This is a genomic window from Sphingomonas sp. BL-S-05, assembly GCF_055521695.1.
Genome location: NZ_CM145499.1, coordinates 779,928 through 803,355 on the forward strand (window position 1 = coordinate 779,928; position 23,428 = coordinate 803,355).

General features: G+C 66.1%; 18 protein-coding genes and 1 pseudogene. 9 read left to right on the forward strand and 10 right to left on the reverse strand.

What is annotated here, in order from left to right; genetic code table 11:
- The first annotated feature begins 47 nt into the window (after window positions 1-47).
- A complete protein-coding gene (locus ACZ1JS_RS03375; protein WP_465167712.1) occupies window positions 48-401 on the forward strand; it encodes a response regulator in 354 nt (117 codons plus the stop codon).
- An 85-nt stretch (window positions 402-486) separates the two neighbouring features.
- The gene (locus tag ACZ1JS_RS03380; RefSeq protein WP_465167713.1) at window positions 487-2,061 is read left to right on the forward strand and encodes an MFS transporter; all 1,575 of its coding nucleotides are present in this window, start codon (window positions 487-489) and stop codon (window positions 2,059-2,061) included.
- A gap of 75 nt (window positions 2,062-2,136) precedes the next feature.
- Here ACZ1JS_RS03380 and ACZ1JS_RS03385 read toward each other — a convergent pair whose 3' ends face one another.
- Window positions 2,137-3,927 (reverse strand): sensor domain-containing diguanylate cyclase, encoded by a 1,791-nt coding sequence (locus tag ACZ1JS_RS03385; RefSeq protein ID WP_465167714.1) that lies wholly within the window; start codon window positions 3,925-3,927, stop codon window positions 2,137-2,139.
- A gap of 168 nt (window positions 3,928-4,095) precedes the next feature.
- Window positions 4,096-4,479, reverse strand: a complete 384-nt coding sequence (locus ACZ1JS_RS03390) for an STAS/SEC14 domain-containing protein (protein WP_465167715.1) — start codon at window positions 4,477-4,479, stop codon at window positions 4,096-4,098.
- A 234-nt stretch (window positions 4,480-4,713) separates the two neighbouring features.
- Here ACZ1JS_RS03390 and recA point away from each other — a divergent pair, with 234 nt between their 5' ends.
- Both recA and ACZ1JS_RS03400 read left to right on the forward strand, forming a co-directional pair.
- A complete protein-coding gene (recA, locus tag ACZ1JS_RS03395) occupies window positions 4,714-5,775 on the forward strand; it encodes a recombinase RecA (RefSeq protein WP_440489941.1) in 1,062 nt (353 codons plus the stop codon).
- A gap of 221 nt (window positions 5,776-5,996) precedes the next feature.
- Window positions 5,997-6,641, forward strand: a complete 645-nt coding sequence (locus tag ACZ1JS_RS03400; RefSeq protein ID WP_465167716.1) for a glutathione S-transferase family protein — start codon at window positions 5,997-5,999, stop codon at window positions 6,639-6,641.
- Window positions 6,642-6,751: 110 nt separating this feature from the next.
- Here the strand turns inward: ACZ1JS_RS03400 and ACZ1JS_RS03405 are convergent, their stop codons facing one another.
- Together ACZ1JS_RS03405 and ACZ1JS_RS03410 are read right to left on the reverse strand one after the other, a co-directional pair.
- Window positions 6,752-7,633 (reverse strand): phosphodiester glycosidase family protein, encoded by an 882-nt coding sequence (locus ACZ1JS_RS03405; RefSeq protein WP_465167717.1) that lies wholly within the window; start codon window positions 7,631-7,633, stop codon window positions 6,752-6,754.
- Window positions 7,630-10,191, reverse strand: coding sequence for a TonB-dependent receptor (locus ACZ1JS_RS03410; protein ID WP_465167718.1), 2,562 nt, complete (start codon window positions 10,189-10,191; stop codon window positions 7,630-7,632). The genes ACZ1JS_RS03405 and ACZ1JS_RS03410 overlap by 4 nt, the downstream gene beginning before the upstream one ends.
- Before the next feature lie 106 nt (window positions 10,192-10,297).
- Between ACZ1JS_RS03410 and ACZ1JS_RS03415 the strand changes: the two genes are divergently transcribed.
- From ACZ1JS_RS03415 to ACZ1JS_RS03425, 3 genes are read left to right on the forward strand one after another with little or no spacing between them, the layout of a single operon-like run.
- Window positions 10,298-11,155, forward strand: a complete 858-nt coding sequence (locus ACZ1JS_RS03415) for a DUF6528 family protein (protein ID WP_465167719.1) — start codon at window positions 10,298-10,300, stop codon at window positions 11,153-11,155.
- The gene (locus ACZ1JS_RS03420; protein ID WP_465167720.1) at window positions 11,152-12,315 is read left to right on the forward strand and encodes an MFS transporter; all 1,164 of its coding nucleotides are present in this window, start codon (window positions 11,152-11,154) and stop codon (window positions 12,313-12,315) included. The genes ACZ1JS_RS03415 and ACZ1JS_RS03420 overlap by 4 nt, the downstream gene beginning before the upstream one ends.
- Window positions 12,312-13,463 carry an ROK family protein gene (locus ACZ1JS_RS03425; RefSeq protein ID WP_465167721.1) on the forward strand — a complete coding sequence of 384 codons (1,152 nt, stop codon included), beginning with the start codon at window positions 12,312-12,314 and terminating at the stop codon, window positions 13,461-13,463. The genes ACZ1JS_RS03420 and ACZ1JS_RS03425 overlap by 4 nt, the downstream gene beginning before the upstream one ends.
- Before the next feature lie 143 nt (window positions 13,464-13,606).
- On the opposite strand, the gene phnX is transcribed toward ACZ1JS_RS03425, so the two are convergent.
- The 6 genes and pseudogenes from phnX to ACZ1JS_RS03455 all read right to left on the reverse strand — a co-directional run bounded on the left by phnX (window position 13,607) and on the right by ACZ1JS_RS03455 (window position 19,665).
- Window positions 13,607-14,404, reverse strand: a complete 798-nt coding sequence (phnX, locus tag ACZ1JS_RS03430) for a phosphonoacetaldehyde hydrolase (RefSeq protein WP_465167722.1) — start codon at window positions 14,402-14,404, stop codon at window positions 13,607-13,609.
- Window positions 14,401-15,441 carry a TIGR03364 family FAD-dependent oxidoreductase gene (locus ACZ1JS_RS03435; RefSeq protein WP_465168621.1) on the reverse strand — a complete coding sequence of 347 codons (1,041 nt, stop codon included), beginning with the start codon at window positions 15,439-15,441 and terminating at the stop codon, window positions 14,401-14,403. Before ACZ1JS_RS03435 ends, phnX begins: the two co-directional genes overlap by 4 nt.
- Window positions 15,395-15,514: pseudogene (locus ACZ1JS_RS03440) on the reverse strand (FAD-dependent oxidoreductase); the annotation flags it as partial. The gene ACZ1JS_RS03435 and the pseudogene ACZ1JS_RS03440, both read right to left, overlap by 47 nt.
- A complete protein-coding gene (locus tag ACZ1JS_RS03445) occupies window positions 15,501-16,784 on the reverse strand; it encodes a DUF5690 family protein (RefSeq protein WP_465167723.1) in 1,284 nt (427 codons plus the stop codon). The gene ACZ1JS_RS03445 and the pseudogene ACZ1JS_RS03440, both read right to left, overlap by 14 nt.
- A complete protein-coding gene (locus tag ACZ1JS_RS03450; protein WP_465167724.1) occupies window positions 16,781-17,542 on the reverse strand; it encodes an acid phosphatase in 762 nt (253 codons plus the stop codon). Before ACZ1JS_RS03450 ends, ACZ1JS_RS03445 begins: the two co-directional genes overlap by 4 nt.
- Window positions 17,539-19,665, reverse strand: a complete 2,127-nt coding sequence (locus ACZ1JS_RS03455) for a phosphocholine-specific phospholipase C (protein ID WP_465168622.1) — start codon at window positions 19,663-19,665, stop codon at window positions 17,539-17,541. Before ACZ1JS_RS03455 ends, ACZ1JS_RS03450 begins: the two co-directional genes overlap by 4 nt.
- 130 nt (window positions 19,666-19,795) lie before the next feature.
- Between ACZ1JS_RS03455 and ACZ1JS_RS03460 the strand changes: the two genes are divergently transcribed.
- Together ACZ1JS_RS03460 and ACZ1JS_RS03465 are read left to right on the forward strand one after the other, a co-directional pair.
- A complete protein-coding gene (locus tag ACZ1JS_RS03460; RefSeq protein WP_465167725.1) occupies window positions 19,796-20,380 on the forward strand; it encodes an HD domain-containing protein in 585 nt (194 codons plus the stop codon).
- A 218-nt stretch (window positions 20,381-20,598) separates the two neighbouring features.
- The gene (locus tag ACZ1JS_RS03465; RefSeq protein ID WP_465167726.1) at window positions 20,599-23,409 is read left to right on the forward strand and encodes a TonB-dependent receptor; all 2,811 of its coding nucleotides are present in this window, start codon (window positions 20,599-20,601) and stop codon (window positions 23,407-23,409) included.
- Window positions 23,410-23,428 lie beyond the last annotated feature (19 nt).

The window sequence follows — 23,428 nt, forward strand, 5'->3', positions numbered from 1 at the left end:
GAATCCTGTTGCGGTGTTCCCGCTTTGACCGCTAAGGACCGCCGGGTATGACTTCGCCCGCGCGTATCCTCGTTGTTGAGGACGAACCCCTGATCGCCATGATGCTCGAGGACTTCCTCGACCTGCTGGGGCGAACCGTGACCGGCACCGCCGACAGCGTCGCGTCGGCGATGGCTGCCGTCGATCAGGGCGGCATCGATGCGGCCATTCTCGACGTCCATTTGCGCGCCGGCGAGAAAAGCTGGCCGGTTGCCGACAAGCTGGCGGCGGCGGGCATCCCCTTCGTGCTCGCGACCGGCGGATCCGGCGACATGATCGAACCCGACCATCGCGATCGCCCCGTCCTGTCGAAGCCGTTCACGATGGACGCGGTCGAAAAGGTGCTGAACGAACTGGGCTGATGCGCGCGGATTTTCGCACCGCCCGGTGGACATAACCGCTTCACCGCGCCGCCGGCACCCGCTAACCCCGCCGCGGGAGAGGCGCATGGGTTCGATCAAGTCGACATTATCCGACCGGCAGGCCGTCTGGGCGTTCGTGCTCGGCTGTATCGCGGTGACGATCGGCGTCGTCGCGCATCTGCCGATGTTCGCGATGGCGCGCTCGATGGGCTATCATCTGGCGGGCATGCCGATGGACGGCATGATGCTGGGCGGGATGGGGCTGATCGTGCTCGGCACGCTGGTCGCCGCCTATGGCCTGCTCCCGCGCGACCTTGCCGCACAGCGCGCCGCCGCCGCCGACATCGTCGTCGCGGCACCCGAGGATGCCGAACTCGGCCTCGCCCATTGGGGGCTGATGGCGGTACTCGTCGTGGCGCTCATCATCGACGTGATGAAGCCCGCCTCGCTGGGCTTCACCGTGCCCGGCATGATTTCCGAATATGGCGTGCCCAAACGCACCGTGTCGCTGGTGCCGTTCTTCGCGCTGGCCGGCACCGTGACCGGATCGGTGCTGTGGGGCTGGATCGCCGATGTCTATGGGCGAAAGGCGTCGATCCTGTTGTCGGCGGTGATGTTCGTCGGCACCTCGATCTGCGGCGCGATGCCCAGCCTCGCCTGGAACATCGCGATGTGCTTCATGATGGGCGCCGCCGCCGGAGGCATGCTGCCGGTCACCTATGCGCTGCTTGCCGAGATGATGCCCAACCGCCATCGGGGCTGGAGCCTCGTGCTGGTCGGCGGGCTGGGCGCGGTCGGCGGCTATTTCGCGGCCAGCGGCATTTCGGCGGTCCTGCAACCGATCTTCGGCTGGCGCATTCTGTGGCTCGCCAACCTGCCGACCGGGCTGACCTTGGTGCTGCTCGGCGCGCTGATCCCCGAATCGGCAAAATTCCTGCTGGCACGCGGTCGGGTGCAGGAGGCGGAGGCGGTGATGCGCCGCTTCGGTGCGAAGGCCAGCCGCGCGCCCGTCCGCATCACCGGCCCACGCGCGACCGCACTGACCGGCATCAAACTCTATGGCAAGCTCGCCGCGCTCAGCATCTGCGCGCTGTCCTGGGGCCTTATCAATTTCGGCCTGTTGCTGTGGCTGCCCGCCGATCTGGTGGCAAAGGGCTATTCGGTCGGCGTGTCGAGCCGCCTGCTGGCCGAAAGCGCGCTGATCGCCTTTCCCACCGTGTTCCTCGCCGCCTTTCTCTACAGCCGGTGGAGCACCAAATGGTCGCTCGCCGTCATGATCGCGCTGACCCTTGCCGGCCTGTTGCTGGTGTTGCAGCTCGAACTGGCGGGCAGCGGCAGCCCGGTGCTGCCGGTCGCGCTGCTGATCGTCGGTACCAACGGCATCATCGCCATCGTCCTGCCCTATGCCGCCGAAAGCTTTCCGATGCGGGTACGCGGGCGCGCGACCGGCTGGGTCGCCGCCTGTACCAAGGCGGGCGGGCTGATCGCGCAGGGGCTGACCATCGGCGGCGTGGCGCTGTCGATGGGATCGTCGTCGATGCTGGTCATGGTCCCCACCGCGCTGTCGCTGGCGCTGGTCGCGTGGTTCGGACGCGAGACGCGCGGCCGCGACCTGCGCGATCTCGATGCCGACAACGGCCAGATCGGCCACGCGGCGTAGCGTCTGATCCACTGGGCCGGTGCCGCCCGATCCGGCTTTCCCGGGTCAGACTCCTGGCACCGGCCGGACCCGCCGCTACGCCGCCAGCCGCAATGCGTTGCGCCCTGCGCGCTTGGCGACATACAGCGCGGCGTCCGCCCGGCGCAGCAGCCTCTCGGCACTTTCGCCGGGCATCAGTTGCGCGACACCGATGCTGATCGTCACCCGGGGATCCCGTCCGCCGGCCTCGATCGCGCACCGCACCCGTTCTGCCGCGCCTACTGCCGCATCGGCACCCGCATCGGGCAGGACGATGACGAACTCCTCGCCCCCGAACCGGCCCAGCGTATCGGTCGCCCGCAACTGGCCGGCGGCATTGGCCGCGACACGCTTCAGCACTTCGTCGCCGCCATGATGGCCGAACTGGTCGTTGATCCGCTTGAAATGGTCGATGTCGAACATCGCCACCGATACCGGTCGGCCATGGCGCAGCGATTCCCGAACCGCTTCGTCGAGCGCCAGCGAGGTGCGCCGCCGGTTGGCGATGCCGGTCAGCTGGTCGGTCTCGGCCATGATCGTGGCGTGGGCGGCCGCTTCCTCGGCCCGGATGCGCGCCGCCTGCAGCGCGGTTTCGTGCGCGACCTGCGCGGTGATGTCCTGGATGATCCCGAACAGCGCCGGCGGATCGTCATCGTCGCGGACGTCGATCTCGCCGCGGGACAGCACGTGTCGGATTTCGCCATCGGGCCGCACGATGCGCGCGGTGAAGACGAAGCCGTGCCGTCGTTCGATCGCCGCGCCGATCCGTTCGGACACCAGCGCGCGATCCTCGGGATGATAGGCGTCGATCGCCGCATCCAGCGCGGGCGGGACATCGCCGTCGATGCCGTGGATGCGGAATACCTGTGCCGACCAGCTGATCGTCCCGGTCCCGGTATCGAGCCGCCAATGACCGACATTCGCGGCACTTTCCGCCAGTTGCAGCAGCCGCATCTTCTCCGCCAGCCGGTCCATCAGCGACCGGCGCGCCGCCAGCAGCGCGGCGACCGGCAGCGACGCGGCGAACAGCGACACGAGGTAGAATTGTACGAAGATGCCGCGCGGGAGCACACCGGCCCGGTTCAGCCCGGGCAGGTCCGAATCGACACCCAGCGCGATCGAACTGACGACCGCGACGATCAGCACGCCGCCCGCCGCGCCGATCGGACCCAGCCGGAATGCCGCGAACAGCACCGCCAGCATCGGCAGGAACAGCAACGGATAGCTTTGCTGGGCAAATGCGATGGTGGTGATGGCCAGCACCGCTGCGAACACCCGCAGCATGACGCTTTTGTCCGGCAGGTTGCCGTTCTTGGGACGGCGCAGCGCGTCCGCTACGATCAGCAGCAGCGGCGTGACGACCAGCATGCCCAGCAGGTCGGTCGTGAACCATGCGACCCATGTCTGCATCGTCGGATGGGGGGTCAGGATCGCGGCGATCGTCGCGCTGCCTGCGGTGGCGATGGTCGCGGCCATGCAGAAACAGGTCAGCCCGGTCAGGTCGGTGAACGAAATGCGACACCGCGCGCGCTTGTGCAGCAACCACACCGCAAGGACGGATTCGGCCATGTTCGCCACGGTGAAGGCGGTGGCGATCCACCACCCGTTTCCGGCACCCAGATTGGCGGCGATGCTGGCCAGGGCGGCGGCGGCGACGTGCCAGCCGGCCTGTCGCCGCGGCGCGATCAGCAGTGCCGCGAACAGGATACCGCTCGCGGGCCACAGCGTCGCGATGCCGATGCCGCCCCGCGTCAGGAACAACGCGACCGCAGCGGCAAGATAATAGGCGATGCCGGTCGCGAGGACGGGCAGGGAAGGGCGGAGAATAGGAGCGACCTTCTGTTCCATCGGTTTTGGATACAAGTGAATGGTTGACGAAGTGTTTGTATTTGTTCGGTTCGAGCGCTGGTGCGGGGTATGCCCGACGATCGCCTCGCCTCACGCGGTCCGGCCGATGCCGGCCAGCCGATCGCGGTGGCCGTGCGGAAGATCCGCTCGGACTGCGATCGGCAGTGGTCAGTCCTGCATCGTCGTCCGGTCGGCCGTCAGCAACCATTTCAGCGCCTCGGCCCGGTCGGTGAAGAACCGGAACTCTTCATGTTCGTCGGTGGCGCGCTTCGCCTGCAGTCTGGTCAGCGCGCCGTCGGTATAGACCGCCACCCGCTTCGACCGGACGGCCGGGTTCTCCATCATCGCGGCAAAGGCGGCCATGACTTCCTGCGTCTGGACCATCGCGCCGCTATAGTTGCACAGGCTGAGCGGCGCGCGGCCCGTCGCGCGGATTTGGTGGATCGCATGCTCGACCGCCCGGCCGAAATCCTCCATCGTATCGATCGTCCACAGACCGGTCATCGCGGTCTCGAACACCCCATGTTCCAGATCGACGGTGACACTGAACACGCCTGGGTCCTTTCGCTGCCTCGCTTCGTCGTCACGCCTATCCGCGCCCGGTTAACGTTAGGTGGAACGCGCTACCGGGAGCGCATGATCTTGCCGGAGCGGCGCACGCACCACTTGCGGAATGGGAACAAAACGAATACATGCAAATCCAACAAGGCGCGTTGAACCCTCGACGCGGTTGCTCTACGCGAAAGGCTGGACATGGCGGCAAATCTGAAGGCGGTCGATAGCAAGATGGCGGCGGCAAACGACAAGGCGGCGGGCGAACGGCAAAAGGCGCTCGACGCTGCGCTGGCGCAGATCGACCGTGCGTTCGGCAAGGGTTCGGCGATGAAGCTGGGCCAGAAGGAAGCGATGCAGGTCGAGGCGATCTCGACCGGGTCGCTCGGCCTCGACATCGCGCTTGGCGTCGGCGGCCTGCCGCGCGGGCGCGTGATCGAAGTGTACGGGCCGGAAAGCTCGGGCAAGACCACGCTCGCGCTGCACGTGATCGCCGAGGCGCAGAAGAATGGCGGCACCGCCGCGTTCGTCGACGCCGAACACGCGCTCGATCCGGTCTATGCGAAGAAGCTGGGCGTCAACATCGACGAACTGATCGTGTCGCAGCCCGACACCGGTGAACAGGCGCTGGAGATCACCGACACGCTGGTCCGCTCGAACGCGATCGACGTGCTGGTGGTGGACTCGGTCGCTGCCCTCGTGCCGCGCGCGGAGATCGAGGGCGAGATGGGCGACAGCCATGTCGGGCTGCAGGCGCGTCTGATGTCGCAATCGCTGCGCAAGCTGACCGGCTCGATCAGCCGTTCGCGTTGCATGGTGATCTTCATCAACCAGCTGCGCATGAAGATCGGCGTGATGTACGGCAACCCGGAAACGACGACCGGGGGCAACGCGCTGAAATTCTACGCCTCGGTCCGTCTCGACATTCGCCGCACCGGCCAGATCAAGGACCGCGACGAGATTATCGGCAACGCCACCCGCGTGAAGGTGGTGAAGAACAAGGTCGCCCCGCCGTTCAAGCAGGTCGAATTCGACATCATGTACGGGCAGGGCATTTCGAAGATCGGCGAGATCCTCGACCTCGGTGTCAAGGCCGGGCTGGTCGAGAAATCGGGCGCGTGGTTCAGCTATGACAGCGTGCGGATCGGGCAGGGGCGGGAGAATGCCAAGACCTTCCTGACCGAACATCCCGAACTGCGCGACAAGCTCGAAGCATCGATCCGCCAGCGCACCGAAAAGGTCGCGGAGGAGATGATGACCGGCCCCGACGCCGACGATGGCGACGACGATCTGTAATCGGTGACACTATCGGGCGGCCATGGTGCCGCCCGATCCTTGTTTGCTTACCCCTTACCGGTTGATCGAAAACGGTTTTTCGATGCCGATCCGGCCCCGCCGAATGTCCGTTCCGTGTAACCTTCGTCAACTTCCACCGATCGCGTAACGTCCTTGTGCAACCTCGTTCGGCCTGCCGCATTGGTTCGGCCAAGCCGCTGACCGCATACAGGGATGTTCCGATGATCGTCGTGCACCACCTCGAAAATTCCCGCTCGCAACGCGTCCTCTGGCTGCTCGAGGAACTGCGGCTTCCCTATGAGGTGAAGCGCTACGAACGGAACAAGGCGACGATGTTGGCGCCCCCCGAACTGCGCCGCGTTCATCCCCTGGGTAAATCCCCGGTGATCGAGGACGACACCGCCGCCGCGACCGGCGGTCCGCTGGTCGTCGCCGAAACCGGTGCGATCGTCGAATATCTGGTCGAAAAGGCCGATGGCCGGCTGGGAGTGCCACCGCACCGCCGCGCCGCGCTCCATTACCGCCACTTCCTCCATTATGCCGAAGGCTCGTTGATGCCGCCCCTGCTGGTAAAGCTGGTGCTCGGTCGCGTGCCGTTGCTGGGCAAGGCGGCGCAGAAGAAGATCCAGCCGATGATCGACGTCCATCTCGACTATGTCGAATCGCACCTCGCCGCGAACCCATGGTTCGCGGGCGAAGCGCTGACCGCCGCCGACATCATGATGAGCTTCCCCCTCGAAGCCGCGCGCAGTCGCGCCGGCCTCGACGCGACCCGCCCCCACATCATCGCCTGGCTGGACCGCATCCACGCCCGCCCCGCCTATCAGGCTGCGCTGAAAGCGGGCGGCGTCTACGCCTATGCCTGATCGACGGCGGTGGCACACTCGAGGTGACAGAGATAGGCACCCGTATCTTCGGGAAATTCGGGTGCCAAAGGAAGTATGACGGCAGCGGTACCGCCCCGCTGCGCCTCCCGCTAATCGCGTCGGGATCGCGGTACCGCGAACACCAGCAATTCGTTCGCGACCGGCCGCTCGCGTCCCGGGACGCCGGTATGGATGGGCCGGTTGAGCACTACCGCTCCCTTGCCCGCAGCCGCGGCGAGCGTCGACGAGCCGCCGCCGTCGAAGCTCATCGCGTCGCTGGCGCCCAGTTCGCGGAACAGTGCGACCAGCGCGGCATTGTCCGCGCCCATGCTATAGCCCCGTTGCCGCCCGTCCACGACGATGATCCACGCCCGCCGCCGATCGGCCGAAAGCCCGAACGCGGTTCGCGGACCCTTGCCACCCTCGGCAAGAAGCGCGCGGTGGAGCGGCACGGTTCGACCACCCTGCAACAGGTGCGGACCGGCGGCGATGGCATCCCGCGTCCCGACCGGGCAGCGCTGCCCGGCGCGGATCTGCGGGTGGCGGCCAATGCACAGGATGGCCGATACACGAAGGTCCTGGTCGATTTCGACCGGCGAGGCGACGCGGCCGCCGCCCATTGCCGCACCCGATACGGACACCGGCTCGCCTGCGTGCGGATAATAGTCGTCGCTCTTGGGCGATCCACCATAGAAAGGCAGGAAATAGCTGGCGTTGACGGCAAGTTGTGCCCGATTGGCAATCAGCGCGTCGCGAACGGTGTGGGCGACATACTCCATCCCGCGCGATCGATCGGGTGGCGTCACCCCCAACCTGACGCCGGGGCGCGCCAGATCGAGGGTGACGATATGGACGACCATCGGTTCGTCGGTGGCGTCGACGCGGCGTTCCTGACGATATGCGACGCCGTCGAACAGCGGGGTGTCGACCGGCGGCGTGGCAGGGGTCTGCCATGCCGCCGCCAGCGCGATCAGGGCGAGCGGCGGGCTCACAGCTTCACCGCCGCGCCAAGCCAGAACTGGCGACCGAAGAAATTCTGGTCGCGCGTGCCGAACCCGTCGAAATTCTCGCGATGCGCGTTGGTCGCGTTCCGGACTTCGCCGATGATCTGGACCGGGCCGAAGGTCATTCGCGTCTGCAGGTCGAGCTGATCGAACGGCCGATCGTAGCGGCTGTTGTTCGATGCGGTCGCGTTGATCGAGGTATATTGCTGACCAACATGGGCGAAGCTCGCGCGCGCTTGCAGCCAGTCGCGCTGATAGAAGACCGCCATATTATACTGGAACTCGGGCTGCTGGGTCAGCCGGTCGAAGCTGCCCCCGCCGGGGAAGCGCGACTGACCATTCAGGTAGGTGCCGTTGACCGACACGCCGACATCGGCCAGCGGACCAGGCAGAAAACGCAGCTTGTTGACGACCAGCGCACCCTCCACGCCGAAGACCCGCGAACCGGCCAAGTTCTGCGGCTGCGTGACCTGGTAGGTGGTGCCGTCGATGACCATCGTCCCGGCGGCTCGGGAATAGATGTCGTCGCGGATATCCTTGTAGAAGGTCGCCAGGGACACCAGGCCGCCATTGGCCGGCATGTAATATTCGAGGCTCGCGTCGAAATTCTGCGCGACGCGCGGCCGCAGGTCGGGATTGCCGCGCGTCAGCACCAGGGTCGTCTGGTTGAGAGTCTCGTTAGTGCCGAGATCGCTGGGACTGGGACGCCCGATCGCCTTGTAATAGCCGAGACGCAGCTTGAGCGGATCGGACAACCGATAGTTGAACGTCGCCGATGGCAGCCAATTCCCATAGCTTGCGCCGCGCGTCAGCGGGGTCAGCGTGCTGCCAGCGACCCGATAGCCGTCGATCGTCGTCTCGGTATCCTCATAGCGGACGCCGGTAATCAGGCTGTGGCGATCGCCGGTGTGGCGAAGCAGGATATAACCGGCCATCACCTTTTCATCGACGATATAGTCGGAGCGCCGTTCGTTCAGCGCGGTCTGCGCGGCGTTCAGTGTGAATCCGGCCGGGTTCTGCGCGAAATAACGCTGGAAAGCGGTAAAATCGAGCAGTGGCTGCGATCGGCTCTGCCCGCCGGTATAGAGGGGCGTCCAGCGGTCCGGCAGTACGACGTCGGCGGCGGTCAGCTTCGTACCGCTGGCCGCGTTCCACACCGCCTGCCGCGTGTCGAAGTCGCGGGTAGCCGCCCGGTATTTCAGTCCCGCGCCGATGCCGAGGCCGCGATCCGACGCGGTATCGCGATAGCCCCAGTCGAATTGGCCCTCTCGCACCAGATCGAGCGAACGATCGCGATAGGGGGTATAGGAGGCGAAGTTGTAGCTGGCCGGATTGGTGAAGGTCGCCGGATTGTCGAGAACCGCGATCGGCACGCCGCCGGCCATCGTCTGGTTATAGGCGTTGGCGGTACTGGTCGGCAGGTTGAACTGAAGCTGGTTGGAGGCTTCGAGGAAGATCGCGCGCGACCAACTGCCGCGCAGGGCGGCATGGTGACCGTCCTCGCCGATCCACTTCAGCTTGCCCTGTGCCAGATAGAGCGGCTTTTCGAGCGGGAAGTCGTTGAAGCGCAGAAACCCGCCGGCGGTGTTCACCCGCGCCGTGCCATCGGAAGTGCGTGCCGTGTCGATCGCGCCGCGCGTCAGTTGCTGCTGGTGACGCAGTTCGTTGTCGGACTGCTGGAAATAGGTGCCCGACACCTCCGCCTGTATGCGCGGATGGGGTCGCCATTCCAGCTTCGCCGTCCCGCCATAGCGATCCACGGTGTTGGGATATCCGGCCGATATGATCCCGCTGGCGACGGTGACGCCGTTCACCTGGGTATAACCCGTGGGGTTCAATCGCTCCTGATCGCGCCGCTTGCGGCTATAGGCGCCAGTCAGCACCAGACCCCATGTGTCGCCGACCCCGAACCGGGTCGCGAGCGTCGCATCGGCCCGATAGTTGATGCCGTCGTCGGTCGGGCGATGGAAACCCTTGCCTGGTACCGCGCGGCTGTCCGACATGCCGATGAACGCATTGCCGACGAACGTGCGGATGCCGCGATCGAACGCGGAACGGCTGCGCAGGTTGACGATGCCGCCGATCGCATTGCCCTCGATATCGGGGGTACGCGATTTGATGACCTCCAGCCGCGCAACGGCGGTGGTCGGGATCGCCTCCATGTTCAGCTGACGGTTCTGTCGCTCGGCCGTCGCGAGCACCGCCCCGTCGAGCGTCCCGACGGTGAAGTTCGGGTTCATGCCCCGAATGCCGACGTAACGGCCCTCGTCCTCGTCGAACACGGTGGTGACGCCGGGAAGGCGACGGAAGCTGTCGGAGATGTTGTAGTCGGGCTGCTGGCCGATCTCGTCGCTAGCGAGGAACTCGCCGATATTGTCGCTGTCGCGCTTTGCGGTAATCGCCTGCGTGTTCTGGCGCGCATAGCCGGTGACGACGATGTCCGCGCCGGACGTATCCGGTGCCGCCTGCTGCGCCAGTGCCGATACCGGCAATACCGTACCCGCCAGCAGCGCTGCCTGCCACGCCCTATTGAAGTGTCGCATCATGAAACCCCCTTGCCTCTGAAACTCGAGCGTCATTTAATAACTATAGGTGACATATGCGTGACGGTCGCGGAACGGCGGCACTGCATGACAGACGGAGCAGGGTAAGATGCTGATACCGATGATGATCTATTTGGCAGGCCTGCCGGCCCCCACTGCCTATGCATGTGGCGACGATCAGGTGCGGGAGTTGCGAATCACGGCCGACGACGCCGAGGAGGTCTGGCGTTGGACCGCGCGCGATGCGCGAGACCTGCCGCCGGAATACCGGACGCGGCTGATGTCCCACATCGACGAATGCAAGCCGGCGAATGACGGTCGTTCGATTCTCGTCACTGCGTCAACGGGTGGAGCGGTCCTGATCGATCGTACGAGCGGGCGGGTGTTGTTCAGGGCGCGCGTACCCATGGCGCATTCGGCGGCGATGCTGCCCGGCGGCCGGATCGCCATCGCGCTGTCGCTCGCCCCGGATGGCGATCGTTTGCAGTTGTACGACCGCAGACATAGCGAGACGGTCGTACAGGAAATTCCGTTGCCCTCGGGCCACGGCGCCGTGTGGGATGCGAAACGACGTCGCTTGTTCGCTCTGTCGCACGATCTCGTCCAGGCGTTTCGCCTGACCGGCAGTGGTCGTGCCGCACGACTGGTCGAGACCGCGCGCTGGATGCTTCCGGGGCGGCGCGACGGACATGACCTGTCGCCGGGCGATGATGATCGCTATTACGTGACCACCGACGACGGCGCATGGCGGTTCGATCCGGATGATGGCAGCTTCTTACCCTATCGCCCGCTCAATCCAGCACAGCGGGTCAAGGCGGTGAGCGCGACGCAAGATCGCGTCGCGTGGGTGCAGGCCGAGCAGAACTGGTGGGCAGGGGGCTTCACCGTGATGGCCGCCGATGGCCGGGATCGGCGCCGCATCGCGCTGAACGATATTCATCTCTACAAGGTGCGCTGGGTTCGATGAGTCCTGCGATGGCGCACGGTGCCTATTACGCTGCGCATGTCGCCAAGAGCCTGTTGTGGACCGCGAGCGATCTGGTGACGATCTATGCGCTCGTCACCGTCTACGGTGTCGATCCGGCGGGGGCAGGGTGGCTGTTCCTGATCGGGTTGGCGGCCAGCGCCATGGCGGACCCGATCGTCGGGCTGTGGCTGGACCGGCGGCCGTGCGGCACCCCGCGCCTTGCCGCGGCGGGGCTGCTGGTGGCTGCGGTCGCCTTTCCGCTGACGATCATGGCGGCGCCGTTCGGGTGGAGCGCGCTGCTGTTGGCGACGTTGGCGTTCCGGCTCGGCTATGCCGCCTATGACGTGCCCCACAACGCGATCATGTCGCGGCTCGCCGCCGATCTGCCCGCGGCAACCCGGCTGTCCCGCGGACGGACGCTGGGAACAGGCGCGGCGGCGGCGATCGTGGGGATCGGGCTGCATGCGCTGGGCGATCGCGCGAACATCCCGTGGCTGCTGAACGGGCTCGCGCTCGCCGCGCTGACGGGTGGCGCGGCGTTGCTGCCGCTGTTGATGCGGATGCCGAGGGTGCAGACGAAGGCGGGCGGTAACGCGTCGCCCGGCCTGCCATGGCGGTTCCTCATAGGCAGTATCGCTGGAATGGTCGCACTGGCCGCATTGGGCAAGGGCGCGATGCACCTGCCGGCGGCGCCGGACAGCCTTGATAGCGGAGCGATCCTGATCCTGCTCACTGCTGGTCGGACGGTGGCGGCGCTGCTGCCGCTTGCGATGCCGGACGCGCGACGGGGACTGCGCCTGCTCGCCGGAATCTATGCGGGCGCGGCGCTGGCCGGGCCGCTGCTGGTGGTGATCGGCGGCGTGACGCTGCCCGTCCTGCTGGGGGCGGCGATGGGGGCGACCAATCTGATCGGGTGGGCGCTGTTGTCGCGACTGGCCGGGGGGGCGAGCGACTATGCCCGCTTCACGATGGCCGGCAAGTTGGCATTGGGTGCAGCCGGACTGGTGGTGACGACGGCGCTGGGCGAAGGGACCAGCTTCACACCGATCGGACTGATGGGCCTGTCCGGTGTGGCGGCGGCCTTGTGCATCCTGGCGGCGCTGCTGCTTGTGCCGACGAGCTTGACAAGCGGGTCCGCGCGCGGCGCAACACGCGGATGATCGATCGCTATGCGGGTGCCTTCCCGTCCCACTTCCTGCGCGCGGACGGCCAGCGGACGGCGACCGCCAACGAGCGGGTTGTCCTGTCGTTGCTGTCGCGACGCGGAATGGCCTCGCGGGCGGAACTCGCCCGGGTCACTACCCTCGCCCCACATTCGGTGGGCCGGCTGATCGAGCCGCTGCTGGAGCGGGAACTGGTGGTGGAGGGTGCGCCCGAAATCATGGGCCGCGGCAAACCTGGCGCGCCGCTGCGCCTGAACCCCGACGCAGCCTTTTCGGTCGGCGTCTCCGTGATGACGGACGCGGTCACGCTCGTACTGGTCGATTTTGCCGGAAGCGTCCGTGCGCGTGCCTCGGCGCCACTCGACCATGACGATTTCGATGCAGGCGTGCAGCAGATCGACGGTATGATCGCGGCTGCGGTCGCAGAGGCCGGACTAGATCCGGCGCGCCGCCTGGGCATCGGGGTCGGCGTCACGGGCTATTTCCTCGGTGACGGCGCGCGGCTCAATCCGCCCGCGTCGCTCGATTGCTGGGCGCTGCGTCCACTCGACACGCTGCTCGCCGCAGCATTGCGCGGTCCGGTATGGGTGGACAATGACGGGAACGTCGCGGCGGTAGGCGAAGCGATTCTGGGGGTCGGACGAAACTGCCCCAATTTCGCCTATCTCTATTTCGCGGCGGGGTTTGGCGGCGGCCTCGTGGCGAGAGGCGCGCCGTTGCGCGGGACGAACGGCAATGCGGGCGAATTCGCGTCGATCCTGCCGGAGGGATGGTATCAGCCCAATCTGGAGAATTTACGCCGGCATCTTGCCGATCACGGCATGGCGTTTGACGGGTTGCGGACGATGCTGCGCGAACTCGATATCCATGCGCCGGCGGTGGACGCCTGGCTCGATCGGTGCGTGCCTTCCTTGAACCTCGTCGTGTCCGCCATATCCGATGTGCTCGACCCCGAGATCATCGCGCTGGGCGGTCGTCTGCCGCCAGCCCTTGCCGATCGTATGATCGCACGGATCCGCTTCACCAACCCGGCGCGGCGGGGGCATCATCGACCCGTGCCGTGCCTGGTTCCTTCGACCATTGGAAGCGACGCGGCAGCGATCGGTGCCGCCATGCTCCCGACCCGGGCGGCGTTCTTCCAATAGCATTCCCGGCCCCGGTGGCAGTGTTACGGTAATTACCACTAAGCCGGCCGGTCACCGTAGATGAGCCATCGATCCAGCCGCGATCGGCGACGTCGAGGACCGGGTTCCGGCTATCCGCCGGTCAATGCGACGGATCGGCCTGCTCAGTCAAATGCCGTGGTGCGCAATGACAGCTGGCGCACGGCATCCGGCAGGTCGGCGACCGTATCGATGACGACATGGGCGCCTGCGCCGCGCAAGATTTCGGCAGCGGTCGCAATCCGTTCGGTGCGTTCGGTGGGCGGAAGCGCTGCCAGTTCAGGCAGGGACAGTCCGACGCCGTTGCCGCTGGCGGCGACACCGACCGTCCAGACACCGGCCGCGCGCCCCTCGGCGATGCCGACCGCGGCATCGTCGACCTTGATACAGGCTTCGACGGGCCAAGCACCTAGTTCGACCAGGTTCTTCCAGAGCATCAGCGGGGAAGGGCGCCCCTCCGCCGTTTCGCCGGCGCACACGACGCGGTCGGGGCGATAGCCCTGAGCGGCGGCCAAAGGCAGGATGTCGGCCATCATCGTTCGCGTATAGCCAGTGCAGGAGCCGACCCCGACACCCGCCGCCTGGAGCCGCGCCGCCACCTCCGCCGCGCCGGGAATCAGATCGGCGCAGTCGCGCGCGGCGTCGCGCATCATCGGATCGATCGCGGCGAACACCCGGTCGCCATCCGCGTCGCTTGGTGCGGTGCGGTGTCGGACTGCCCATGCATGCGCGATGCGTGGCTGGCGCAGCAGCGCCGCGATATGATCGCGCTTCGCACGGCCCATGTCTGCGCGCGCCTCGGCTTCGTCGATCGGCACCCCGGCGGCGGCGAAGGCGCGGCACAGCGCGACCACTGGCGCGCGGCTGCCGAAATCGATCATCGTGCCCGCCCAGTCGAACACCACGGCTTTGAGTTGCATCATGCCAATTTCGTCCATTGATTGATCACGCGTTCGGCAAGTGCGAAGGCCGTCGAGGCGCCGGTGCCGCCGGTCACGACCACCAGCCGCACGTCGGGCATCGGGGCGGCGATCAGGTGATGGTCGGCGCCCGACGCATAGGTTCCGGTCCAGCGCTCGATCACTGCCGGCGGTGCCCCCAGGCACTCGGCGTAAGCGGCAAGGATGCGGGCCTCGACGGCGGCGGGCGCAAAAGGCGGTGGCGTCGCGGCATAATGATGACTGTCGCCGACAACCAGCGAACCGTCCGCGCCTTGCACGACGATGAGATGCACGCCATCGGCCAGCATCTCCGCCGCCTCCTCCTCGAGCCGGGCGCGTAGCGCCACCGCTTCGGGCAGGGCGGCATAGCCGGCATAGCGGACCATGCTGAGATCGCCCATGACCGGCGCGGCGATCCGCCAGCCGGGCGGTGCCAGCCGCAGCATCTGCAACGTGCAGCGCGTGATGCCGGCCGCGGCGTAGATGTCGGGGAACAGGGTCGCCCAGTCGTCACCCGGACACAGGACAATGCGGTCGGCCGCGATCGGACCTGCCGTGGTGTCCAGCCGCCCGTTCGACACCGAATGGACGGCGGTTCCATAGGCAAAGGTTACGCCATGCGCCTCCGCCAGCCAGGCGGCAAGGCGGGGGATCGCCGCGCGCGATTCGACCCGCAGATCGTGCGGGCTCCACAAGGCGGCGCGCATTTGGGCGACCATCGGCCAGTCGCGTGCGAGATCGCGGGCCGACAGGCGAACGCAATCGCTGCCCATGTCGGTGGCGAGGAAGGCATCGAGAACCGCCTCCGCCTCCGGCCGGCGCGCGGTCAGCAGCAGCCCGCGTTGCTCGATCGGTATTGCGGCTGCCGCGGCGACGTCCGCCCAGACCGTAGCGCTGCGTCGCGCCAGTTGCCAGACGTCGCCAGCCGCCTGACCTGTTGACCGTGACGAAGCCGAAATTGCGGATCGACGCACCATTGGCGGCGGCATCGCGATCGATGACGATGATCCGCTGCCCATGTCGTGCAGCGGCCAGCGCATGGGCCAGCCCGACGATACCCGCTCCGACGATGGCCACGTCATATCGTTGCATGGCGACGTCCTTTGAGCGGAGCGGACAGGAAACGCAGCGCCGACAATCCGGTCAGCACCAGCACCACAAGGGCGGTCGCGTAACTGCAGCGTTCGAAGAAGCGCAGCCATTCGACATGCGGCGCGGCGACACTGCGTGCGAGCAGCAGCGCGACGCTGCCCGCATAACCGGAAGAATCGGCGACATAGATCAGAAAACCGGCGTTGGCCGCCGTCCCGATTGCCGCGATCATCCGGTCGAAGAGCATCGCATTGAACGGGGTATATGCGAGATACAGCCCCGCACCCGTCAGGCTCATCCATGCCAAAGGCGACAACATCCCGGCCTGGAAAGCAAGCGTCGCCGCGCCGAGGATCGCCGCGCCGGCTGCGATCAGCCCATGCATCAGCAGCAGCGCGCGGCGATTGTCGCGCACCAGCATCAACGCCGCCAGCACCCCAAGCGTCACGACCGCGACCGGCAGTTCGCTCAGCGTAAACAACGTCGCCTGCCCGCCATACCCCAGCGATGTCCAGATCTCGGCGGAGAAATTGTCGCGCACGTCCCGCATCGCGGTCAGCAGCGTATAGGCGAGCACCAGCATCGCCAGCGTCCTGCCATGCGCTCGCCAGAAGGCCGCGCGCTCCGCCGCTGACATCGGTACGCGCTCAACCCGTTCGGCGCGGTCACGCGCATCGGGCGGCGGTAGTCGCTCCAACTGCCACAGCGCGACGATCAGCAGCGGAGTGATGGCCAATCCGGTCGCCGCAGGCATCCACCATTCCGACACGCCCGCTTCGATCAGCAAGGTCGCGACCGATTTGACCACGCCCGACGACAGAATGAAACTGGCGCACAGCATCGCGCCGAGCAGTTCGGAGGCGCGCCGTCCCTCGACATAGCTGAACACCAGCCCCCAGATCAGACCCAACGGCAACCCGTTGAGAAACATGCATACCACGTTCCACGGTGCCGGGATCACCGCGAACAGTACGAGCGCGATCCACGATGCGGCGATCAGCATGAGGATCAGTCGCGCCCGCGCGTCGCGGCCCGCCTCCGCGATCACGCGTACGCCGATCAGCTTGGACAGGGCGTAGCCGACGACCTGCGCGATTAGTAGCGCGGTCTTGTAGTCGATTGCGCCATGCCAGCCCGCGACATCGACATAGGTTGCCGCCGCAAAGGGTTTGCGAAAGGCGTACATCGCGAAATAGACCGCGAACGCCGCCAGTCCGCCCAGCAGTAGGGAGAGGCCGGAGTTTTGACGATCGTCGCTGGCACGGCTCACCACGGACGCTCCGCCAGCGTGGCTGCCTGCGCCGCGCATATTTCGGGGTCGGGCGGGTTGGCCCGTCGACGGACGCGGGCGAGCTCGGCACGCGCGCGAACGATGTCGCGGCGGAACGCGGGACTGGAATGGAGCGCTGCATAGGCGCTCGCCCCGGCGAGATAGCCTGCCTGGACCGCGCTCAGCGAATGCGATCCGCACACCGCACGGCTTTCGCCATAGCCGCGACCCCGCGCCAGGATCGCTCCGGCACGGTCGGGCATGAGTTCGGCAAGGATCAGCGCCTCGAGCCAACCCGCCGCCGTGTGACCGGATGGATAGTCCCCGTTGCCCGCCAGATGCGCGGTCTTCGCTTCACAGATCGGCGCGGCCGGAGCGTCGAGATACGGTCGGCGCACGCGATAGGCGCGCTTGACCGGATCGACGACCGGTGCGGCGCTCGCGCGGTCGAGCAGGTGAGCGGTGACAGGCACGGTCCGTACGTCGAGCCGCAAGCCCATTGCGCATGCGTAACGATCCAGCGGTTCGTTGGTCACGTCCTCGACTGCGATCCGCCAGCGCGGCGAACCAGCCAGCCGCCGGGTGTCGCGAAAAATCTGTCGATCGAGCCGCCCGGCTGGGCTGTCCGGTGCAGGCGGGGGCGGCAGGATCGCCATGCCGTCGGGGAATTGACCCGCATCGAGATAGCGTCTGGACTCGGGCGACGTTGCACTGGCGGTCAGCAACGCCAGCGCCGCAAACGACGCGCGCCGAATCACGCCGTCACCTGCATCGCGCCGATGCCGGGATCGGTACGCCCTTTGCGGTCCGTCTCGACCTTGCCCGCGAAACGATACAGGTAACCAGGATCGTCGGCGCGCGTCAGGGTCAGATCATACCATTGGTCGCTGGCGATCAACGGCCATAAGACGCGCCGTTCGGCGCCAGGCGGCACGGCGATCGTGCGTTTTCGTGCACCAGTAACCGGATAGCGCGGGTCCATCGCGAGTTGCATTGTGATCGGTGCGGCGTCGGGATTGCGGATGTTCAACGCGAGGCCATCACGATGCGGCGCGATGTCGACCATTGGCGGGGTGCGCGCGCCAGCCTCCGCCGCGATTCGCCGCCAGAAGCCGTTCGGCCCCCGAACCGTCAGGTCATAGCCGGTCGCGGCGGTGCCGAACCCCGTGGTCGCGTGGCGGGCGCCCGCGCCGATGGTGAAATGCCATGGCTCCTCGCGATCGTGGTTGTCGTGGACGGTGAAGGTCGCGCCGACGGTGCCGGTGTTGACGAATTCCAGCCGCACCTCCCCCTGCGGCGTGATGGCGGCTTTCAGATCGACGGCATAGGGCAGCGGGCAATGGCTGCGCTGGCCCGGCAAGGGCGTCGCGGCGATCTGTCGCGCGGGTATGGCGTTGGCGGTGCCGGCCAACGAACGCGCGATCCGCGCCGGCACGTCGCCGGTTGGCGGCAATGGACGGGCCGGCGGGCCGGCCGGCGCAGCGAAGTCGAACGCACTGGTCAGGTCGCCGCACACCGATCGGCGCCATGCGCTGATGTTCGGTTCGATGACGCCGAACCGCCGCTCCATGAAGCGCAGGATCGACGTGTGATCGAACAGTTGCGAACAGACATGGCCGCCGCTGGTCCATGGCGATACGATGATCGTCGGTACGCGGATGCCCAGTCCGATCGGATGCGCCTCGCCCCCCGCCAGATCGGTGCCGCGATAATCCTTCGCCTCGCCCGCCGTGGAGACGGTAGAGTGGCCGCGATAGCGCCCGACCGGCGGGACCGGCGGGGGCATGTGATCGAACAGCCCGCCGGCCTCGTCATAGGTGAGGATGAAGACGGTCTTCGCGAACGTCTCGGGATGATCGACCAGCGCTTCGATCAGGCGTGCGGTCAGCTGTTCGCCGCGCGCCGGCTCGGCGGTGGGATGTTCGGACAGGTCGGCGGCGGACACGATCCACGAAATCTGCGGCAGCGTTCCCGCCGCTACGTCGCGCCGGAACGCCGCGACCAACTGATCCCCGTCCGAGCGCGTGCGATCGGGCCCGCTTTCATGCTCGCTGACCCAGGCGCGGCCGCGCCGGTACAGCTCGGAGCCGCGATCGCACGGGCGGAATGCGGGGAAGACCGAAAGCAGGTTGTCGCCGAAATTGTCGTATTCCTGATAGACTTTCCAATCGATCCCCGCCGCCTGCAACCGCTCGGCATAGCTGGTCCAGCGATAGGCGTCGGCGCTTAGCGGCTTGTCGGTCGCCATGTCGGCGCTGGGCGTTTCGTCCTCGCCAAAATTCTGCATCTGCGGGTCGCCACCCACCGCCCCGCCGCCGTTGCACCCGCTGAACAGGTGCAGCCGGTTCGGATAGGTCTGCGTCATCGTCGAACAGTGATAGGCGTCGCAGACCGTGAAGGCGTCGGCGAGCGCGTAATAGAAGGGGAGGTCGCCTGGCCCATAATGCAGCATCCGGTTGCGCAACTCGCCACTATGTCCCCAGCGACCGAATCGCCCGCGGTCGAAGATCTGCATATTTTCGATATGTGACTGATCGGCACCGTCGACCGCGAACGAACGCGTGGTGCGCGAATCGCCGTGATAGGGCAGGACATGGCCGTCGGGATGTTCGGCCGATGGTTGCGCGAAGACGCTCGACCCACCCGAAAGGCGCAGCGGACGCGGATCGCCGAACCCGCGCACGCCGTTCAGCATGCCCAGATAGTGATCGAAGGCCCTGTTCTCCTGCATGTGCACGACGATGTGCTGCACGTCGTCGATCGTGCCGACACGCCGCGCCGCCGGGATCGCAGACGCCCGTGCGATCAACCCCGGCCAGAGCGCGGTAACCCCCAGGCCACCGGCCATTTTGAGAAGATCGCGTCGATCGGTTCCGCCCATCACCCCGAAGCTCCGTAATTCGGCTCTAGGAATATTGGTATAGTCCAGTTATCTTACGCTTTGACGACAGCCAGCGCGGGGCGGCTATTGCGCGCGCTCCGGGCCTAAGAAGCGATAAGGACGACGACGGATGACTGGGCCGGACGGGATGGTGGCGGAAATCTTCGCCGTTTTTGAGCGACATGGCGCCGAAGGCTATGGCGAGAACGTCTCGCAGCTCGACCACGCGCTGCAATGCGCGCAACTCGCACGGGATCATGACTGTCCCGACACGTTGGTCGTTGCGGCCTTGCTCCACGATATCGGCCGGATGCTTCAACCGGCCGGGAATGACGGTGAGCGTCACGGACGCGATGCGCGTCACGAAGATGTCGGCGCCGCAGCGCTGGCGGGCTATTTTCCTCCAGCAGTGACCGAGCCGATTCGCCTGCATGTCGCCGCCAAGCGCTATCTTTGCGCGGTCGACGCCGAGTATCGCGCGACGTTGAGCGACGCATCGTTGCTCAGCGTGAAGGTGCAGGGCGGCGCGATGACGGATGCGGAAGTTGCACAATTCCGTGCCGATCCGTTCTTCGCGGCGGCGATCGAGCTTCGCCGCTTCGACGATTGGGGCAAGCGGACCGGCTGCCCGGTCGCCGCGCTCGAATCCTATCGTCCGCTGATCGCGGCGATGATCGCGAAGGAAAAAACAGCGACGACCGAAGTCGTTACGTGAATACACCGGGAGTCGCGTTTCCGCTGTAACGGCGACGTCACAACTACTGGACTATACCAGATGCGACGGAAGCGTGTCGCTGCGGTTTCTGTCGCGGGTATGGTCGCTCCCTACGTCCTCGCCACGGATTCATCGTCCGGCGAACGATCGTGCGCCGCCGCCCGCTCGTCTCAGCGACAGCCATCGGGATCGCCGCTCATCGGGCGAAGGGGGAGTTCATGCAGCAGTTCACAGGTCTGAAGCGTATGCGGGTCGCGGTGCTGGGAGGCTCGATGCTGGCGATGCTGGCGCCGGTCGTCGCACGGGCCCAGGACGCCGGGGACACCGACCGCGATATCGTCGTCAACGGTCAGCGGCTCAGCGCACAAAAGGCTTTGGAGGCCAAGAAGGCCGCAGTGTCGGTGGTCGAGGTCATCAGCGCCGACGATCTGGGCAAGATTCCCGACGCTACCGTCGCCGACGCGCTGGCACGCGTCCCCGGCGTCAGCGTGATCGTCAACCAGGAGACGGGCGAGGGGCAGTATGTCACGATCCGGGGTCTGTCGGGTACGTATAACGCTACCTTCATCAACGGCGTGCGGGTGGCGCAGACCGATCCGGGCAGCCGCGACGTCTCGCTGAACCTGTTGCCGCCCTATGGCTTGGCGGAAATTCGCGTGACCAAGACGCTGACCCCCGATCAGGATGGCGATGCGATCGGCGGGACGATCAACTTCCGCACGCCGACCGCCTTCGACTTCACGGACGGCAAGGTGATGCGTGCGTGGCTGAGCGGCGGGTTCAACAGCAATGCGCGCAGCGCGGGGGAGAAGGCCGGACTGTACCAAGGGCAGTTCGACATCGGCCGCCGGTTTGCCGACGATCGGTTCGGCATATTCCTGTCGGCCAATTACGGCGTCTCGCACGGCAACAGCCAGGAAACGGAGAATGACGGCGAATGGGAGCCGTATATCTGGCGCAAGAATGCGACGGAGACGATTTCGCAGGACAATATCCACCTGCCGGGGATCGATCTCGACTACCGGCGCTTCAGGCAGACGCGCTGGGGCGGAAACCTGTCGTTCGACTATCATGGAACGGCGACGCAATTGTATCTGCGCGGACAATATGCGCGCGCCGACAAGGTCGGGACGAACGATTACACGGACTATCGTAACCGCACCAGCCCGCGGCTGACGCAGGTGGACCAGGAAGACACCAGCCTGCGCCAGCCGGAGGACATGATCATCGGGCGCGATGCGAAATTGGGCAACATCTACGGCTATACGACGGCGCAGATCGTCGATGCCGATGGCGACGGGCGGATCACCGACGCCGACCGCAAGTCGAAGCAGTACTGGTCGCTGAACGGCCGGTCGGGCGTGTGGGACCCGAAGATCTTCCAGTTCGCCCGCACCTTCGAAACGCAGGACGTTCGTCAGCAACTGGCAACCGTCCAGATCGGCGGCAACAGCGCCTTCGACCGGCTGACGCTCACCTATGATCTCAGCTACAGCTTCGGTGATCAGGTGCAGCCCGGATCGTATAGCGTCGGCTATAATTGCGACGCCTGCACCTATCCACTCAATGCCACCGGCCTCGATTGGGTGTCGCACGATCCCCGCTTTCCGCATCCGGGAATGCCGGCCTATGCGGTCAATGTCGAACGCGATCCCTCGCTGCTCCCCCTCGACGGCGCCAGCTTGAGCCGCTGGAAGCAAAGCGACGACCGCTGGGCCGCGAAGGTCGATGCGCGCTACGACGTCGGCGGGCTGATCGACCATGTTCAGGTCGGTGCCAAGTGGATCCGCTCCGCGCGCAACTATGACTCGACGCCGATATGGGAAGGCGATTTTTCCGATACGCCGCTGGACGGCAAGTCGCTGGCCGCGTCGGGCCTGATCCAGAAGGTCGTGCCCAGCATCCTGCACGGCGAATATTATTATGGCCCGGTGATGGGCCGTGGTGCGGTCCTGTCCGCCATCACCGCCGCGATCGCCGCCCAACCTGGTAACCGGGCGACCGGCGATGCGTTGCTGCGCGACGACAAGAAGGGGCGCGAGGCCGTCTATGCTGGCTATGCGCTGGCCAAGCTGAAGCTCGGCGATCTCGGCGTCGTCACCGGCGCGCGGGTCGAGCATCGCGACACTTACAACCGCTTCTGGTCCGACGATAGCGCGGCCAGCGGCTTCGACAGCACGTCGCGCGGCTATACGCTGCTGTTGCCCAGCCTGACCGCCAATTGGCGCCCCGATGAGCGGCATGTTGTCCGTGGCGCCATATGGACCGGCTATTCGCCCCCTGAATACAGCAACTTGTCGTCAGGCCAATCGATCGCGCGCGACCCGGCGACGCGAGAGATCCTATCGATCAGCCGCGGCAACCCGGACCTGAAGCCCGCCCGCTCGACCAATCTAGACCTGTCGGCGGAATGGTATCCCGACGCGGCCAGCATGGTGTCGGTCGCGACCTTCTACAAACATATCGACTATTTCATCTTCACCAACGGCAACCAGATCAACGCCGATACCCAACAGGGCACGATCGAGGTCACACAGCCGCAGAACGGCAAGACGGCCGAGATTCACGGCATCGAACTGAACGTCATCAAGCAGTTGCGTGGCTTAGCCCCGCCGTTCGACGGCTTCGGGCTGGAGGGCAATGTCACGGTGCAGCATAGCGCCGCCGATAGCGGGCAGGCGTATCGCGAAGGCCGCAAGATGCGGTTCGTGAACACGCCGCATCTGCTCTACAATGCGGCGATCACCTATCAGAACCGCGCCTTGCAGATGAAGCTGTCGTACAATTATCGCGGTAAGTATATCGAGGATCTTCGCGACAACGCCGTCGACAAATGGGTCCAGCACAATCGCAGCGTCGACTTCCACTCGCGCGTCACGCTGTCGTCGCGGTTCGCGGTCGATTTCGATGTGGCGAATCTGTTGAATGACTGGCGCTTTTATACGACCAAGGGCGACAATCCGAGTTATCAGAAGGACTATATGGAGCCGGGCCGCACCTTCCTGCTGCGGACCAGCATGGTCTTTTGATCCTGCCGCGGGGCGACCG